This is a genomic window from Empedobacter falsenii (assembly GCF_019308355.1).
Lineage (GTDB): Bacteria > Bacteroidota > Bacteroidia > Flavobacteriales > Weeksellaceae > Empedobacter > Empedobacter falsenii_B.
Genome location: NZ_JAAGKM010000011.1, coordinates 59183 through 76359 on the forward strand (window position 1 = coordinate 59183; position 17177 = coordinate 76359).

Here is a 17177-nt window from a genome sequence, read left to right on the forward strand (position 1 = left end):
ATTTATCAAAAATAATGTTTCGTAAAAATTAATTGTTCAATCTTCTATTCTTTCAGTTCAAATTTGGTCAGTTTATTGTCTTTGTAACAATAAAACTCATAACTATCTTCTCCAATTCTGAATACTTTTTCGAGATGGATTTTATCGTAATTAGGTAAAATCTCATTGTATTTCTTTAATAAATTTTCAGGTAATTCATTCGGTTGAATTGGACGTTCAATCTCAAATTCACCATCTAACGAATATTTCATCACAAAATCGCTGTTTCGCCATTTTAAAGTTGTTTTATTTTCGTCACCTTTACTTGTTGTTGTAAGTTGAACTTTATCTTCTTGAATGATTTTTTGGGAACTTGTATAAAAAAGTGTAATTCCAGAAATAACCATCGCCGCATAACCAACTTTTCTGAAAATAAAATCGCTAAAATAAGGTAAAATATATTTGACCGTATAAGAAGAAATAATTGAAGCAACTGCAATCGTCAATCCAAGTAATAACGCGTTTTTTGAATATAAACCAAGAACAATATAAATGATTAATTTTATGATATGAAGTATAATTTCGTTGGCAGCTCGCGTTGCAATAATTTCTTCTTTTGTTAATCCATATTTTAAATAAAATCTATTGAATAATAAACCTATTGCTCCTGTTATTCCAGAAACGAATCCAGCTAAAAAACCAACAATGGCTAAAATATATTTTGGTGAAGGTTTTTCTTCATTATCTTGTTGTTTTTTGTTTAGAAATAATTGTGGAACATTTGAAATCAATAATACAGCTACAATAATTTGTAAATAAATTGGGTTGATAAATTTGATTAAATAAGCGCCCATTAAAACTGCTGGAATCGAAAATGGCACAAACCAAAAGAAGATTTTCCAATGTACATATTTTCTGAAAGCCGCTATTCGAGAGGCAGAACTTGTAAATGTTCCGATTGTTAACGAAAAAGGAACTAACGAAGTTGGAATAATAAGATTGAGGATTGGAATTAAGATTAAACTTGCGCCACCGCCACAAATTGCACTTATCCAAAATGCTAAAATAGCTCCAATAAATAGGAGAAAAATAGTAAAAATCATGACCAGAAATTTTATTCTGTTACAAAATTAGGACGATGATTTTAGAAATAAATGTCTAAAGACTTATCTTAAGTAAAACTTAAGAATAAGTAAATCTTAATTGAAAAAGATGATTTTTCGGATAAATTGTTTGCGAAATCTGTTGAAAATTATTTTTTAATAAGGCTTTAGACGAGGCGATATTTTCTTTTTTCACCCAAGCTTCAATCAGCATATATTTTCTCAATTTCAACTCTTTCGAAATCAGATTGATGATTCGTGTTGCGTAACCTCTGTTCCAAAATTGTTCATCAATGGAATAGCCAATAATCGCTTTGTCATGAACAGGTTGAAACATTACAGTACCAATCAAGGTTTCAGAAGATTTTTCGATAACAGCAAAGCGAAATTCATATCCAGAATTCTTTTTTTCTTTATCTCTTTCTAGCATTTTGTACGAATCTTTGATCGTTTTCATTGATGCGGTTTCGCGGTATTTCATGGCTTTTGCATTCGAATAAATTTCGAAAAGCCGTGTGCTACATCAGTGTCCAAAAGTTCTCTGAAATAAATTAATTCGTCTTCCATATTTTGGTTTTAAGAATTTGCTTGACGTTCTAATTTTTCAATCAATAATGCTTTTGCGTTTGTAAGAGCATAATCTTTAGCTTCGGCAAAAGAAACATTATATTGTCGTTTAAGTGATTGAATATCTTTTGGTAAATCGTTTAAAAGTTTATCGTAATAAACATCTAACATTTCGGAAGTTGGCATTTTGAAATCAATTTTTAACTGAAATCTTCTCAACAATGCGACATCAATAATATGTGGATGATTTGTAGCAGCAATCAACAATGAGTTTTGCGGTAAATAGTCAATTAATTGAATTACAGTGTTCACCAAACGACGCATTTCGCCAACATCTTTGTCATCATTTCCACGCGCTTTTCCGATTTGGTCAAACTCATCCAAAAATAAAATTGCTTTTTCACGAGCAGCTTTATCAAAAAGCATTCGAATATTTTGTGAAGTTTCACCGATTCTTGACGAAACAATATTACTTAAATTCAGAATCAATATAGGTTTTCCGATTTCATTTGCAATTGCTTTTGCAGTTGTTGTTTTTCCACAACCTGAAAAACCATGCAACAAAATTTTATTATTGACAGGTAAATTATATTTATTCAATTCCTCTATATATCTATGTTCTTTGATAAGTTGTTTTACTTGCTCAAGATTTTGCTCATCTAAAAAAACATCATTCAAAGAAATTTCTTCCTTATCGTCAACAATTAAATCGTAAATATTCATATCAATTTTACTTCAAGACTCAAAATTAAACTATTTTAGTCCGAAAGCCGATTTTTAGCACAAAAAAAGCTTCAGATTTCTGAAGCTAAAATTTTAAACCATTATATGAGAACTGATCGCAATTCTATTCCAAGCATTAATCGTGGTAATTGCAATAATGATGATCGCAATATAATTTTCAGAAAAAAGTGTCAATGCTTTTTGATACGTTTCTTCTGATAAACCATGTTGACTAATATTTGTAATTTCTTCGGTCATCGCTAATATTACACGTTCTTCTTCTGTAAAAAGTGTCGTTTCTCGCCACGCATTCAACAAAAAAATACGTTGATTTGTTTCGCCTAATTTCATCGCGTCTTTGGTGTGCATATTGATACAAAAAGCGCAACCATTGATTTGTGAAGCTCTGATTTTGATAAGCTCTAAATGCAATTTGTCTAATTCAGAATTTGCTAAAAAATTCTCTAAACCATACATCGCTTCGTAAGCTTTTGGTTCTAATTTTTGAATGTTTAATCGTGATTTCATTTCTTAATTTTTAACAAAGTTCGTCGATTATTTATTCAATAAAATTAAACTGGTTTAAGAAAACTCTTTCTTTCGGATTTCGCTTAAATATTCGGGTGTGAAACCTAAATAAGAAGCCAATAAATATTGCGGAACACGTTGTAAAAACTCAGGAAAATTTTTCTTGAAATGAAGATAAAACTCCTCTTTCGAAAACTCTTTCAAATATTTGGAACGCATTTGAGCAGCAGCATTTGCTTTTTGATAAATTTGTTTGAAATACGAATTGAAAATAGGATTTTTTTCGCATAAAATTTCTTCGTTCGTTTTACTCATTTTCATAATAATTGCATTTTCTACAGCTTGAATATAAAACTCAGAACTTTGTTGATTAATGTAAGAAAACAAATCTGTCAACCACCAATTTTCGATAGCAAAATCAATGGTTTGTTCTACACCTTTTTCATTGATGAAAAATAATCGAATACATCCAGAAATAATAAAATAATTGTACGTACAAACTGTTCCAGCTTTATGAATCATTTCTTTTTTCTTCACCGAAAATTTCTCAAAATATTGGACTGAATCGTGAAATTCTTCTTCAGAAATTGAAGTGAAAATTTGAATATGTTTCTTTAACTGACCGAAAGAATTTTCCATTTTATAAGCTTAATATATTTCTCTTTAAAATTAATGATTAGTTTCCGAAAGGACTTAATTTAGTTTAAAATTAATCAGGTTTATAGTCAGAATTTGGAGTGCAATTTACTTGAAATGAATCGTCGAAAGAACATAAAAATAATCTATAAAGATTTGACATTATTTTTTACTTTTACGAACCAAAAAATAACAATAATATGGCTTCAGGAATATTTGCAATTTTAGATGATATTGCAGCATTGATGGATGATGTAGCGGTTACAAGTAAAGTAGCAGCGAGTAAAACAGCAGGGATTTTAGGAGATGATTTGGCTGTAAATGCTGAGAAAGCAACGGGATTTTTATCTTCGCGCGAAATACCAGTTTTATGGGCAATAACAAAAGGCTCTTTTATCAATAAATTGATCATTGTTCCAATTGTTTTGACACTAAATCATTACATGCCAGAGGTCATAAAATATGTTTTGATTTTGGGAGGTTTTTATTTAGCTTTTGAAGGTGTAGAGAAGATAATCGAGTTTATTTTTCACCGTCCAAAAAAAGGTTCAGAAGTTATTCATGAAGATAAAGTAGAAGATAAGAAGCAAGTCTCGGAAAAATCAAAAGTGAAATCTGCAATTATTACGGACTTTATTCTTTCGATAGAAATTGTGATTATTGCATTGAGTACAGTTTTGGAACAACCAATGTTGACACAAGTTTTTACAGTTTCGTTTATTGCAATTTTAGCAACCATTGGTGTTTACGGGATTGTAACCTTAATTGTTCGTATGGATGATGCAGGTTTTAAACTGATAAAAGCATCACACGACAAAGGAGCTGTTTCTAAATTAGGACATTTTTTGGTTGACGCATTACCTTATGTGATCAAAATTTTAGGATTTGTAGGGACTGTTGCACTTTTATTGGTTTCAGGTGGGATATTTGTTCATAACATCGATTATATTCATCACCATTTACCTACAGCAATTCCAATGATGATTAGTGAAGCTTTGATTGCTTTGATTGCAGGATTATTGGTTGTGGTACTTGTCACAATAGTTAAGAAAATAATAGGTTTAGCTAAAGGTTAGGAGATAGAATAGATTTCGAAAAGAATTGTTAACTATTTCGTATCTTTGAATAAAGATTTACAAATGGCAGATTATATCAGAATTCATCCAGAAAATCCACAAGAAAAAGCGATTGATCAAGTGGTTAAGATTCTACAAAATGGAGGTTTAATTATTTATCCTTCCGATACTGTGTATGGATTAGGATGTGATATTACGAATATTAAAGCAATGGAGAAACTTGCTCGATTGAAAGGTGTTAAACTTGAAAAATCTCATTTCTCTATTGTTTGTAATGATTTAAGCCATTTGTCACAATATACTTTACCAATTGATAACAGTACGTTCAAAATTTTGAAACGCGCTTTACCAGGTCCTTTTACATTTGTCATGAATGCATCGCGCAATTTACCTGTTGCTTACAAAGGTAAAAAAACGGTTGGTATTCGTGTTCCAGATCATGCTGTTCCGCAAATGATTGTCGAAAAATTAGGAAATCCTATTGCTTCAACTTCTATTTATGATGAAGATGAAATTGTAGAATATACAACAGATCCTGAATTGATTTTTGAAAAATGGGAGAAGCTTGTAGATGCTGTCATTGATAGTGGTTATGGAGATAATATTGCGTCTACTGTTGTTGATATGACGGATGGAGTAGAGGTTTTACGTGAAGGTAAGGGTGATATTGAAGATTATTTATAGGATTCAACATTAATTATATAAAACCAAAAAAGGATTTCAATTGAAATCCTTTTCTTTTATATGAATTAATTGATAAAATTATTTATCAATCGAACCCATTACACGTTGCATAAAAGTATTGGCAGCAGTACGCTCATCCAAACCTTCTTCTTCCATCATTTGTTTCATTTCCATAGCTCCACAAATGTTAGAAATCATTTCACCAATCACTTCTTGTTCTGGCTCTTTTACAGCTGGAGAATCAGCATAAACTTCCAAAACTTCTAAAGCTGTTTCCATTGCTTCAATAGAAACACTTTTTGCTAAATTTTTAAATACCGGCAGCTTCATTGATCAATTCTTTTACAGCATCAATTTTAGACGCAGTTACTTGTCCTACATTTTGTCCTCCTTTAAATACCGCGAAAGTTGGTAAGTTAGGAACATCAGCTAATTTTCTTGATTCTACTAATTTCTCAGCATCAACATATAAAAACTCAGCTTGACCTTCATATTCAGCCGCTAATTTTTTGAATTTTGGTTTTACTAAACGGCAGTTTCCACACCATCCAGCACCATATTGTACAATTACTATATTGTTATCAGCAACTACTTGTGCTAAGTTATCTTGTTCTAATTCTGCAAACATTTTATTAATTTTTATAAGTTAAAAATTGGGTATAAAAAAGGCTGTCTAAGTGTTGAGCTTAGTGATTTTTATTGAAAATGAATTCGTTAAAATCTCCTGTCAAATTTTTTAGACAGCCTCTTCGTGAATTTTGAAAATCAAAAGATTTTCAAGTTATTTTTAGTGAGAAGCTAAGTAAGAAGCTACACCATCTTTAGTAGCGTTCATAGCATCTTTTCCTTCTTCCCAGTTTGCTGGACAAACTTCACCATATTTCTCAACGTGTAAAATTGCATCTAATAAACGTACATACTCATCGATGTTACGTCCTAATGGTAAATCGTTGATTGTTTCGTGACGAACAACACCATTTTTGTCGATGATGAAAGTACCACGGTAAGCAACTGGAGCTCCTTCAAATTTTAAAGAATCATTTTCTTCATTGTAAACATACTCACCAGCTAAAACTCCGTAATCCATAGCGATAGTTTTTGCTAAGTCAGCAACGATTGGGTAAGTAACACCTTCGATACCTCCGTTATCTTTTGCAGTGTTTAACCACGCTAAGTGAGTTTCTTCTGAATCACAAGAAGCAGCGATTACAACAGCATCTCTTTTTTCGAATTCAGCTAATTTAGCTTGGAATGCGTGTAATTCTGTTGGACAAACAAATGTAAAATCTTTTGGGTAGAAGAATAAAACGATGTTTTTCTCTCCGATTGGCATTGAAAAGTTTTCTACGATTTCGTCTCCATCAATTACTGCTGGCGCTGTGAATAAAGGCGCTTTTTTTCCTACTAATGACATAATTTTAATTTTTTATATTTTGTTTTTTACTTCTCGATGTGATAAAACTTGTAATAGTTTTTATCTCTTTTACTGATACAAATTTAGACTGATATTTTAAACTGTCCATATATTTTCAATTTCAAATATAGATTATACTATAAATTATATTTATGATATATGATTAATAATAATTATTGAGTTAATATTCTATTGAAATTCAATACAACAGCCTTTTTATCTTATTTATACGCTAATTTACGAAGATTATTTACCCTAAAGAATGATATTCATTATGTTGATGATTATTTAAAATGAATTAAATTTTATTTAAAAACGACTGTGATAATTATGATTTAATGATAAGTTCACAAGGCATAGAGAAAGATTAAGATATTAAAACGAAAAAGGTTAGTGAATTCACTAACCTTTTTCGTTTTATATTTTTTTAATTTTTCTTTCGATATAGGTATTAAAATTTTTTCCATCCATTGAAATTTCAAAAGCTGTGTTAACTTCATTATTTTCGAGTAGCGAGTAAATCAATCTAAATATGGGTTGATTGGGTTTTGTTTCACTCAGAAATGTAATCTTTTTTTCGGGATAAGTAATCGAATAATTGATAACATGACCTTCGTTATCAAAATAAATAGCTTTCGATAAATTTTTATTTTCATCTAAATAAACAACCAGTAAATCATCATATACTGTCATTTTTTTAGAATCTCGTGAAGGATATTCAGAATGACTTTTTCGGACAATAATATTGTTATTTAATTGATGACCAAAAGAAAAAGTTCCTTTTCCTTCGCCAGGTTTTCCAATACCAATTCCTCCCCAATTTCCAATTAACCAACCCCAGTTATTATTCGTTTGTGCGAATGCACAATTAGTAATATTTAGAAATAAAGTTTGGGTAATTAATCTTTTATAAATAATTTATATATCGTGTGTTATTTGTATTGCATAAAACAAACTTCGATTATTTCATCTTCATAATTACAGTTGCTAATTTCAACCGGAATATTATTAACACCAGATTTAACAGTTTATATAGCTGAATTTTTTGTGTAAATTTTTGAAGAATTCTTAAACTTAAATTAAAAAATACCTTTTTCATTCATCATTCCTCGATTGTTGATAGTAACTATATATTTACAATCACTCAATGTGTTATTTCAATTTGTTACATCTATTATAAAAGAACAAGAATAGTGTTTAATGTCATCATCTTGCCACAAACAAGATTGAAAACTTTTTAATTAAACGAAAAAACTAAATTTTATATACCTCATTAACATTGATTTGAGTTGTAAATAAACCGTAATTTACAAAAACAATTTCTTTTTTTATCTTATCAATTGTTCCAACACTAGACGAACCATGAATTTTGACACGATCACCAACTTTCAACGCATCAATTTTTTTCTGAGTAGCTGCTTTTTCTTTCTTTTCGATGACTTCTTTTTGTTGAGAAATTGTTTCTGAATTTTCTTTTAACTCGCGTTTAACTTCTTTCTCTACAATCTTTTCAATTTTCTTTAATCGTTGAACTTCTTTCGTTTTTTTCGAGTTTTCCATTTCAATTAATTTCAAGAAATTCGAAATCATTTGCTTTTTATTTTTCGTTTTCAAGTAAGAATCCGCCATGTCTGAAATACGTTCTCCAAGTTTCAAACGTTTTTGCTCGCGATCATATAATTGCTGAAAATCATATAGTTTTTGCTGAATTTTTTCATTCGTTTGCTCTAATTTTTCGTTGTGCTCAAGATTTGTTTCGCGCAACTCTTCAACATGATCTTTTGTTTTCTGAATTTCAAATTTTTCTTGTTGAAGTTTTAAAATAGTTTTATCCAAACTCACTTTTTCACGTTCAACTTTTTTCTTCGCACGATTAATCAAACGAAACGGAATTTTATTTTTCTCAGCAACCTCAAATGTAAATGAACTTCCGGCTTGTCCAATTTCCAAACGATAAAGTGGTTCCAATGTTTTTTTATCAAACAACATACAAGCATTTATCGCTTCTGGCAAACTTTCTGCGCTCAATTTGATATTTGTATAATGCGTCGTAAAAACACCGAAAGAATTACGTTCATAAAATTCTTCAAAGAAAACTTCGGCCAAAGCTCCACCCAATTCTGGATCAGAACCTGTCCCAAATTCATCAACTAACAATAATGTTTTATCGTCTGCATTCTTCAAGAAATAGGACATTTGTTTTAGACGATAACTGTATGTTGATAAATGATTTTCAATGGATTGATTATCTCCAATATCTGTGAAAATTTGATTAAAAAATCCAAATTGACTTTGATCTTTTACAGGAACTAAAACACCACTCTGAATCATAATTTGAAGTAAACCAATTGTTTTTAACGTAATTGATTTTCCTCCAGCATTTGGACCAGAAATAATGATAATTCGACAATCTTCGTTAATTTCTAAACTCTGCGGAATCGTTTTTTGAGCTTTTCTTTTATTGTTTAAAAATAAAACAGGATGATAAGCATCGACTAATTTGATAATTCGATTCTCAGAAAGTTGAGGTAAAATTCCATTAATCAAAAAAGCATAATTTGCTTTCGCTTGTGTAAAATCGATGTATTCTAAAAACGTTTGATATTCTTCAAGATTTGGTTTGTATTCTGCAATTTGAGCAGTTAAATCTAATAAAATCTGAATAACCAAATGTTTTTCTTCTTCTTTTAATTCTTCCCATTCACGACGAGGATTTTGTACACTTTCTGGCTCAATAAACGTAATCGATCCAGTTTTAGAAGTACCTAAAAATTGCCCTTTCACACGTTTTCTCAAAGCAGATTTAACGGCCAAAACGCGACGATTTCCAACAACAGATTCACGAATGTCATCCAAATAATCCGAATGATAAGACATCGATTTATTGAATAATTCGGTAATTCGTCCATTCAAATGACGCAAACGATCGCGTACAATTTTCAGTTCAGGACTTGCGTCGTCCTTGATTTCTCTAAATTTATTGAATACTTGATCGATTAATTTTATGATATTTTTTTCGTAAGTAATCGTTGAAGCTTTCTCAAACAAAACAGGTGCATATTCGTTGAAAGCTGTCAAATATTTCAAGATTTCTTTCACTTGAAGCGTATTTGCCTTGATTTTGAAGAATTCTTCTGCAGGCAAATAATAATTCTCAATTTCTAATCGGTTTAGATTTTCATCTAAAATATAATATTCTGAAAACGGAAAACGATTTCCCGTCTCGAAACTTGTTAAATATTCGTTTGTCGTTTGTAGATCTTGTACCAAAAGTTGGTGATCCTGATAAGGTTTTAAGTTAAAAATAAGTGCCTCAACCTTTTCTGTATAAGCAAATTCTGCGATTTCTTTTTGAACCGCATTAAATTCTAAATCTTTTAAAGTTTGTTCTGATATTTGCATTAACGCAAAATTACGGATAAAATTTCGACAAATTCAAAATCATGAAATACTTTGAAATCCGTGATTTTTTATGACCAATCAAAGTGAATGACATTAATTTTGACCTTATTAATATATGTCATTTGATCTGTGTTAGTATTTGCTTTGCTACTTCTGAAAACTGATTTTTTAGTTTCATTTGGTTTTAAATCAATAGTTAAAGTTTCGGAATTGATTGTCGGATTTGGATTTTTAAATTCAAAAGTTAATTTAACTTTTACTGAAAAATCCTTGTTTTTATTCTTCACTTCAGTGCTTATGTTGTATGTTCGGTCTGCATTATATATCATATCTGTATTCAAAACTTTTATATTATTTTCAATTTTCCGGCCTAAATCATAAGGATCATCATCAGCAAAATCTATACAAGAATTTAGTATAAAAAAGGGAATTAGGTAAAGAAACTTTTTCATAGAGGTTAAAATTGGTTAATTTTGTTTCTGTATAAATATATGAAAATGGATGTGAAATTAGATGCTTCTTGGAAAGAAGTTTTAAAGAATGAATTTGAAAAAGATTACTTTAAAATATTGACAGATTTTGTACGAAATGAGTATGAAACAAAAACAATATATCCTCCCGCATCCAAAATATTTTCTGCATTAGATTATACGCCTTTTGATGATGTTAAAGTGGTTTTGATTGGTCAAGATCCTTATCATGGGATTGGACAAGCAAATGGTTTGTCTTTTTCGGTTGTCGATGGAATTAAATTACCTCCAAGTTTGCAAAATATTTATAAAGAGTTGAATGATGATTTAGGAATAAGAATTTCTACTTCTGGAAATTTGGAAACATGGGCTAAACAAGGTGTATTATTATTAAATGCAACATTGACGGTTGAAGCTTCTAAGGCAGGTTCGCACCAGAAAAAAGGTTGGGAAATATTTACAGATGCTGTAATACAGAAGCTTTCTGATCAAAAAGAAAATTTAGTTTTTATACTTTGGGGAGCTTATGCTCAAAAAAAAGGAGCAAAAATTGACCGAAATAAGCATGTTGTTATAGAATCTGCTCATCCTTCTCCATTAGGAGCTTACAGAGGTTTTTGGGGAAGTAAACCTTTTTCGAAAACTAATAATTTTTTGAAAAGTAAGAATCTACAACCTATAAATTGGGAAATCAAAAGTAAATAATTTACATCGCCATAATTTTTTGTAAATAAGAATTAAAAGCTGTTGGGGTGTTTACGTTTATATACGGAACTTTTTCGGTTATTTTTTCTTTTAGAATAGTATAAGTAGCTACAAAAATGGTAACATTTGGAAGATTTTTCGTGATTGATTCGAGATAAATTTCAAGAGAAGTGGAATCATAATTTTTAGAGATATAAATAAAAATATGTGTTATTTGAGTATTTTCAATACATTCTAAAATAGAATTTAAACTCTGATTTTCCCCTAAATAAATTCCTTTTTCGTTATTAATTTTTAAAAGAAGATGAGTATAAATTAATTCTAAATCTTCATTTTCTTTTTCAGGTAAAAATAAAAGCCATTTACGAGAATTTTGATCTGAATATGGAATTGATTTAATCAAATAAAAAAGATGTTTTCTAATTAGGTTTTTAGAAAACGAAATAACCGATTCTTGAATAGTATACTTTTCCATAATGATAGACATTTTGCTTAAAAAAGGAAAAACAATATCTATACAACATTTTTCGATTCCAATTTTATTGAAACAAAGTGTAAGAATAGCGTCAAAGAAACGTGTGTCATATGAAAAACAAGAACAGATTAATAACTCAATAATAGGTTCGTAACTTTTGTTTTTCTGGATATAATTTTGAATTTCAAATTCGGATAAAAGTTGTATTTCTGAAAGTGATTTTACACTTAAATTTTCTACTGTATATTTTTTGTTTGATTCAATTAAAAAAGAAATAATAATAACTTTTTTTAAGTGATCGTGGTTAAATAATGAATTTTTATCAATCTTATCCTCGTTAAACAATTTGAACTTTTTATCCCATAAAACAATCATTTGTTCATCTAGTCTTGACAGATCTGATAGATCTTTTAGAGAATAAGTATTCATAAGTAGAATTCTAAAATAGTTCTCTTTAAAGTTAATAATATATTGTAAATAAATCAATATAAATTATAGTGATTTATTAATAAAACATTAATATTTTATTGAATATGATAATTTTATCTGCACGAAAAACATTGAAATTTATGTTATCTTAGCAAGAGTCATAAAAAATCAAAATCACAAATAAATGTCACAAATTACTCAAGAAGAAAAGAAAGAAAAGTTTGTACATCCAATACAAGAAGTATACACTCCTAAAAACAAAGTACGTATTGTAACTGCTGCTGCTTTGTTTGATGGGCATGATGCGTCGATTAATATTATGCGTCGCATTATTCAAGCAACGGGTTGCGAGGTAATCCATTTAGGTCACGATAAATCGGTTGAAGATGTTGTAAATACTGCGATACAAGAAGATGCAAATGCAATTGCAATGACATCTTATCAAGGAGGTCACAACGAATATTTCAAATATATGTACGATTTGCTTCAAGAAAAAGGAGCGGGTCATATCCGCATCGTTGGAGGTGGAGGTGGAGTAATTTTACCGTCAGAAATTAAAGAGTTGATGGATTACGGAATTACACGTTTATACTCTCCTGATGATGGTCGCGAATTAGGTTTGCAAGGAATGATTAATGATATGGTGGAGAAAGCAGATTTTCCGACAGGGCCATTAGAATTGCCAGAAGGAAAAGATGTTTATCAATCATTAGAAGATAAAGATATCACGACGATTGCGCGACTAATTTCGTTGGCAGAAAATCGTGAAGAAGATTTTTTGAAGGCATTTGATTTCGATAAAGTAGCTGATAAATCTGCACCGGTTTTAGGAATTACGGGAACAGGAGGAGCAGGAAAATCGTCTATGGTAGATGAATTAGTGCGTCGTTTTTTGATTGATTTTCCAGAAAAATCAATTGCTTTGGTTTCTGTCGATCCATCAAAAAAGAAAACGGGTGGTGCTTTGTTAGGAGATCGTATTCGAATGAATTCTATCAACAATCCTCGTGTTTATATGCGTTCGCTGGCTACTCGTCAATCAAATTTAGCGTTATCGAAATATGTGGAGGAAGCGATTCAGGTGTTGAAAGCTGCGAAATATGATTTGATTATTTTAGAAACTTCTGGAATTGGTCAGTCAGATACCGAAATTTTAGATCATTCTGATGCTTCATTGTATATCATGACGCCAGAATTTGGTGCTGCAACGCAATTAGAGAAGATTGATATGTTAGATTTTGCTGACATTGTGGCGATTAATAAATTCGATAAACGTGGTGCGTTAGATGCCTTACGCGATGTAAAAAAACAATACCAACGTAATCATAATCTTTGGGATATAAATCCTGATGAAATGCCTGTTTTTGGAACAATTGCTTCACAATTTAACGATCCAGGAACCAATCAATTATACCAATCAATCATTGATAAAGTGGTTGAAAAAACAAATGCAGATTTGAAATCTTCTTTTCAAATTACAAAAGAAATGTCAGAGAAAATCTTTGTTATTCCACCATCAAGAACGCGTTATTTATCAGAGATTGCTGAAAATAATCGTGGATATGATGTTCGTGCAAATGCACAGAGAGATGTAGCTCAAAAACTATATGGTTTCTTTAAAACAATTGAAACACTTTCTGGAAAAAAGCCAACAATTTCTCAACACGGAATTGATATTTCTGGAACTGAAAATGCAGATTTAGTTAAAATTCTTTTAGCTGAATTTGATAAATTAAAAATGAATTTAGATCCTTTCAACTGGGAAGTAATCACGACTTGGGACGAAAAGGTAAACAAATATAAAAATCCAGTTTATACATTTAAAGTGCGTGATAAAGAAATTAAAATTCAGACACATTCTGAGTCTTTATCGCATTTACAAATCCCTAAAATTGCATTGCCAAAGTACGAAGCTTGGGGCGATATTTTACGTTGGGTTTTACAAGAAAACGTACCGGGTGAGTTTCCTTTTACTTCGGGATTATATCCATTTAAACGTGAAGGTGAGGATCCAACGCGTATGTTTGCGGGTGAAGGTGGACCAGAGCGTACCAATCGTCGTTTCCATTATGTATCGAAAGGAATGCCAGCAAAGCGTTTGTCTACAGCGTTTGATTCGGTAACTTTGTATGGAAATGATCCAGGTCATCGTCCTGATATTTACGGAAAAATTGGTAATGCTGGAGTTTCGATTTGTTGTTTAGATGATGCGAAGAAATTATATTCTGGTTTCGATTTATCACATCCAGCTACTTCGGTTTCTATGACGATTAACGGTCCTGCGCCTATGTTGTTAGGTTTCTTTATGAATGCCGCAATTGATCAAAATTGTGAAAAATACATCAAAGAAAATGGTTTAGAAGCTGAAATTGAAGCAAAAATCAAAGCTATTTACGAAGATAAAGGTTTGGAAAGACCTCGTTACAATGGCGATTTACCAGAAGGAAATGATGGTTTGGGGTTAATGCTTTTGGGTGTAACTGGTGATCAGGTTTTACCTGCAGAAGTTTATGCTGAAATTAAGAAAAATACGTTAGCTCAGGTTCGTGGAACTGTTCAGGCAGATATTTTAAAAGAAGACCAAGCACAAAATACGTGTATTTTCTCAACAGAATTTGCGTTGCGTTTAATGGGCGATGTGCAAGAATATTTCATCAATCAAAATGTACGTAATTTCTATTCGGTTTCTATTTCGGGTTACCATATTGCTGAAGCAGGAGCGAATCCTATTACGCAGTTAGCGTTTACGTTAGCTAACGGATTTACGTATGTTGAGTATTATTTATCTCGCGGAATGGATATCAATGCGTTTGGGCCAAACTTATCGTTTTTCTTCTCCAATGGTATCGATCCAGAATATTCAGTAATTGGTCGTGTGGCGCGTAAAATTTGGGCAAAAGCCTTGAAAAATAAATACGGAGCTAACGAACGTGCACAAATGTTGAAATACCATATTCAAACTTCGGGTCGATCGTTACACGCGCAAGAAATTGATTTCAACGATATTCGTACGACGTTGCAAGCTTTATATGCGATTTACGACAACTGTAACTCGTTACACACTAATGCGTACGATGAAGCAATTACAACGCCAACAGAAGAATCGGTTCGCCGTGCAATGGCTATTCAGTTGATTATCAATAAAGAATTAGGTTTAGCGAAGAACGAAAATCCAATTCAAGGTTCATTTATAATTGAAGAATTAACGGATTTAGTAGAAGAAGCAGTTTTACAAGAATTTGATCGTATTACAGAACGTGGTGGCGTTTTAGGAGCGATGGAAACGATGTATCAACGTTCTAAAATTCAGGAAGAATCATTGTATTACGAAACATTGAAACACAACGGAACGTTCCCAATTATTGGTGTAAATACGTTCTTAAGTTCAAAAGGTTCGCCAACAGTGGTTCCTGCGGAGGTTATTCGTGCAACAGAAGAGGAAAAACAATTTCAAATTAAAACTAAAGAAAACTTGAATAAAATTAATGAACAACAAGCTGAAAGTGCATTAGAAACTGCACAACAAGCGGCTATTAACAATCAAAATATTTTTGAAGTGTTGATGGAAGCAACCAAAGTTTGTTCATTAGGACAAATCACTTCTGCCTTATTCGAAGTAGGCGGACAGTACCGTAGAAATATGTAAAAAATGTAATTTTTAATATTGTTTTAAGCCTTGTCGAAAGACAAGGCTTATTTATTTTAATTAATTTGTAAATTTCAAACATGAAAAATTTCCTACTCAAAAAAGATATACAAATTTCTGCAAAACGATATTTTATCGATGCAATGGGCGCAATGGCTTATGGTTTATTTGCGACTTTATTGGTTGGTACAATTTTGAAAACTATTGGTGAAGAGTTAGATATTTCTTTTTTAACTGATATTGTTTGGCCAGTTGCGAATCAAGCGACAGGACCTGCGATAGCATTGGCTATTGCTTATAGTTTACGAGCACCTCAATTGGTGTTATTTTCGTCAGCAGTTATAGGAATTGCAGCATATCAATTAGGTGGACCTTTAGGTGTTTTTATAGCGACAATTGTAGCGGTTGAAGTGGGAAAAATGGTAGCAGGCGAAACACGTATAGATATTGTAATTACACCGATTATTACTGTTTTGGTTGGAGTAATCTTAGCACAAATCATTGGTCCTTCTGTTCAACAAATGATGAAATGGATTGGTGAAATAATTATATTTTCAACCGATTCTAATCCTTTGATAATGGGAGTTGTAATTGCTGTAATTGTCGGTATGGTTTTGACTTTACCAATTTCATCAGCTGCTTTGTGTCTAATGTTAGAATTAGACGGTTCAGCAGCTGGAGCTGCAACAATAGGTTGTTGTGCACAAATGATTGGATTTGCTACAATCAGTTTTAAGGATAATGGTTTGAAAGGTGTTTTAGCACAAGGATTAGGGACAAGTATGTTACAGGTTCCGAACATTTATAAAAATTGGAAAATTTGGATTCCACCAACTTTAGCTTCAGTGATTATAGGTCCAATTGGAATTATTTATTTCAATATGGAAAATACAGCTCTAGAATCGGGAATGGGTTCTTGTGGTTTGGTTGGACAAATAGGAACTTTCAATGCTATGAAATCTAAATATGATACTTCATATATTTTAACTTCAATATTAATTTTGCAAATCATTGCTCCAGCAATTATTTCATATTTAATTTACATTTTCATGAAAAAGAAAAATTGGATAAAAGATGGTGATATGAAGTTGGGGTAAATAAAAAATCGGGTGGAATTATCCAACCGATTTTTTATTTAGTTTATACAATATTGATTATTGTAATTTCGAAAAATCAATTTGTGGTGCAGTTTGTTTGTTATCAAACTTGAAAGTGTAATCTTCCCCTTGTTAAGAACACTTAAAAGTAGAGTTTTTATTTAATATTATTGTATTATTATTTTGATTAATTTGAAATGTAGGAAAATCATTAGGATTTTTGACCTTACCATATTTCAATAA

Annotated in this window: 17 protein-coding genes; 5 read left to right on the forward strand and 12 right to left on the reverse strand. The window is 31.1% G+C overall.

From position 1 onward, the window contains the following. Window positions 1-44: 44 nt before the first annotated feature. From G0Q09_RS06660 to G0Q09_RS06680, 5 genes are all read right to left on the reverse strand, one after another. Window positions 45-1082 (reverse strand): sulfite exporter TauE/SafE family protein, encoded by a 1038-nt coding sequence (locus G0Q09_RS06660; RefSeq protein WP_219034355.1) that lies wholly within the window; start codon window positions 1080-1082, stop codon window positions 45-47. A 79-nt stretch (window positions 1083-1161) separates the two neighbouring features. Next, complete coding sequence (locus tag G0Q09_RS06665) at window positions 1162-1584, reverse strand: GNAT family N-acetyltransferase (RefSeq protein WP_260392513.1); 423 nt, start codon at window positions 1582-1584, stop codon at window positions 1162-1164. 74 nt (window positions 1585-1658) lie between these two features. Continuing rightward, complete coding sequence (locus tag G0Q09_RS06670; RefSeq protein ID WP_219034356.1) at window positions 1659-2372, reverse strand: AAA family ATPase; 714 nt, start codon at window positions 2370-2372, stop codon at window positions 1659-1661. 93 nt (window positions 2373-2465) lie between these two features. Beyond that, the gene (locus tag G0Q09_RS06675) at window positions 2466-2900 is read right to left on the reverse strand and encodes a carboxymuconolactone decarboxylase family protein (protein WP_219034357.1); all 435 of its coding nucleotides are present in this window, start codon (window positions 2898-2900) and stop codon (window positions 2466-2468) included. Between the two features lie 54 nt (window positions 2901-2954). Further along, entirely contained in the window at window positions 2955-3539 is a 585-nt protein-coding gene (locus G0Q09_RS06680) for a Crp/Fnr family transcriptional regulator (protein WP_219034358.1), read from the reverse strand. 197 nt (window positions 3540-3736) lie between these two features. Here G0Q09_RS06680 and G0Q09_RS06685 point away from each other — a divergent pair, with 197 nt between their 5' ends. Next, a complete protein-coding gene (locus G0Q09_RS06685) occupies window positions 3737-4612 on the forward strand; it encodes a DUF808 family protein (protein ID WP_115000953.1) in 876 nt (291 codons plus the stop codon). A gap of 63 nt (window positions 4613-4675) precedes the next feature. Further along, complete coding sequence (locus G0Q09_RS06690; RefSeq protein ID WP_219034359.1) at window positions 4676-5296, forward strand: L-threonylcarbamoyladenylate synthase; 621 nt, start codon at window positions 4676-4678, stop codon at window positions 5294-5296. Between the two features lie 78 nt (window positions 5297-5374). Here G0Q09_RS06690 and G0Q09_RS06695 read toward each other — a convergent pair whose 3' ends face one another. The 6 genes from G0Q09_RS06695 to G0Q09_RS06720 form a co-directional block, all read right to left on the reverse strand. Next, entirely contained in the window at window positions 5375-5626 is a 252-nt protein-coding gene (locus G0Q09_RS06695) for a DUF6952 family protein (protein WP_219034360.1), read from the reverse strand. Then, window positions 5607-5924, reverse strand: a complete 318-nt coding sequence (locus G0Q09_RS06700; protein ID WP_180904627.1) for a thioredoxin family protein — start codon at window positions 5922-5924, stop codon at window positions 5607-5609. Before G0Q09_RS06700 ends, G0Q09_RS06695 begins: the two co-directional genes overlap by 20 nt. Window positions 5925-6083: 159 nt before the next feature. Next, a complete protein-coding gene (locus tag G0Q09_RS06705; protein ID WP_038336698.1) occupies window positions 6084-6710 on the reverse strand; it encodes a peroxiredoxin in 627 nt (208 codons plus the stop codon). Between the two features lie 417 nt (window positions 6711-7127). Further along, complete coding sequence (locus tag G0Q09_RS06710; RefSeq protein ID WP_219034361.1) at window positions 7128-7403, reverse strand: hypothetical protein; 276 nt, start codon at window positions 7401-7403, stop codon at window positions 7128-7130. Window positions 7404-7964: 561 nt separating this feature from the next. Then, window positions 7965-10112, reverse strand: coding sequence for an endonuclease MutS2 (locus G0Q09_RS06715; RefSeq protein ID WP_219034362.1), 2148 nt, complete (start codon window positions 10110-10112; stop codon window positions 7965-7967). A 68-nt stretch (window positions 10113-10180) separates the two neighbouring features. Then, the gene (locus G0Q09_RS06720) at window positions 10181-10564 is read right to left on the reverse strand and encodes a DUF5004 domain-containing protein (RefSeq protein WP_219034363.1); all 384 of its coding nucleotides are present in this window, start codon (window positions 10562-10564) and stop codon (window positions 10181-10183) included. Window positions 10565-10609: 45 nt separating this feature from the next. On the opposite strand from G0Q09_RS06720, the gene G0Q09_RS06725 reads away from it, so the two are divergent. Further along, window positions 10610-11287: a uracil-DNA glycosylase gene (locus G0Q09_RS06725; protein ID WP_219034364.1), complete on the forward strand. Its 678-nt coding sequence runs from the start codon at window positions 10610-10612 to the stop codon at window positions 11285-11287. A 1-nt stretch (window position 11288) separates the two neighbouring features. Here the strand turns inward: G0Q09_RS06725 and G0Q09_RS06730 are convergent, their stop codons facing one another. After that, window positions 11289-12191, reverse strand: a complete 903-nt coding sequence (locus G0Q09_RS06730; RefSeq protein ID WP_219034365.1) for a hypothetical protein — start codon at window positions 12189-12191, stop codon at window positions 11289-11291. A 184-nt stretch (window positions 12192-12375) separates the two neighbouring features. Here G0Q09_RS06730 and G0Q09_RS06735 point away from each other — a divergent pair, with 184 nt between their 5' ends. Beyond that, window positions 12376-15837 carry a methylmalonyl-CoA mutase family protein gene (locus G0Q09_RS06735; protein ID WP_257468100.1) on the forward strand — a complete coding sequence of 1154 codons (3462 nt, stop codon included), beginning with the start codon at window positions 12376-12378 and terminating at the stop codon, window positions 15835-15837. An 80-nt stretch (window positions 15838-15917) separates the two neighbouring features. Then, window positions 15918-16934: a PTS sugar transporter subunit IIC gene (locus G0Q09_RS06740; protein WP_219034366.1), complete on the forward strand. Its 1017-nt coding sequence runs from the start codon at window positions 15918-15920 to the stop codon at window positions 16932-16934. Window positions 16935-17177: the final 243 nt, after the last annotated feature.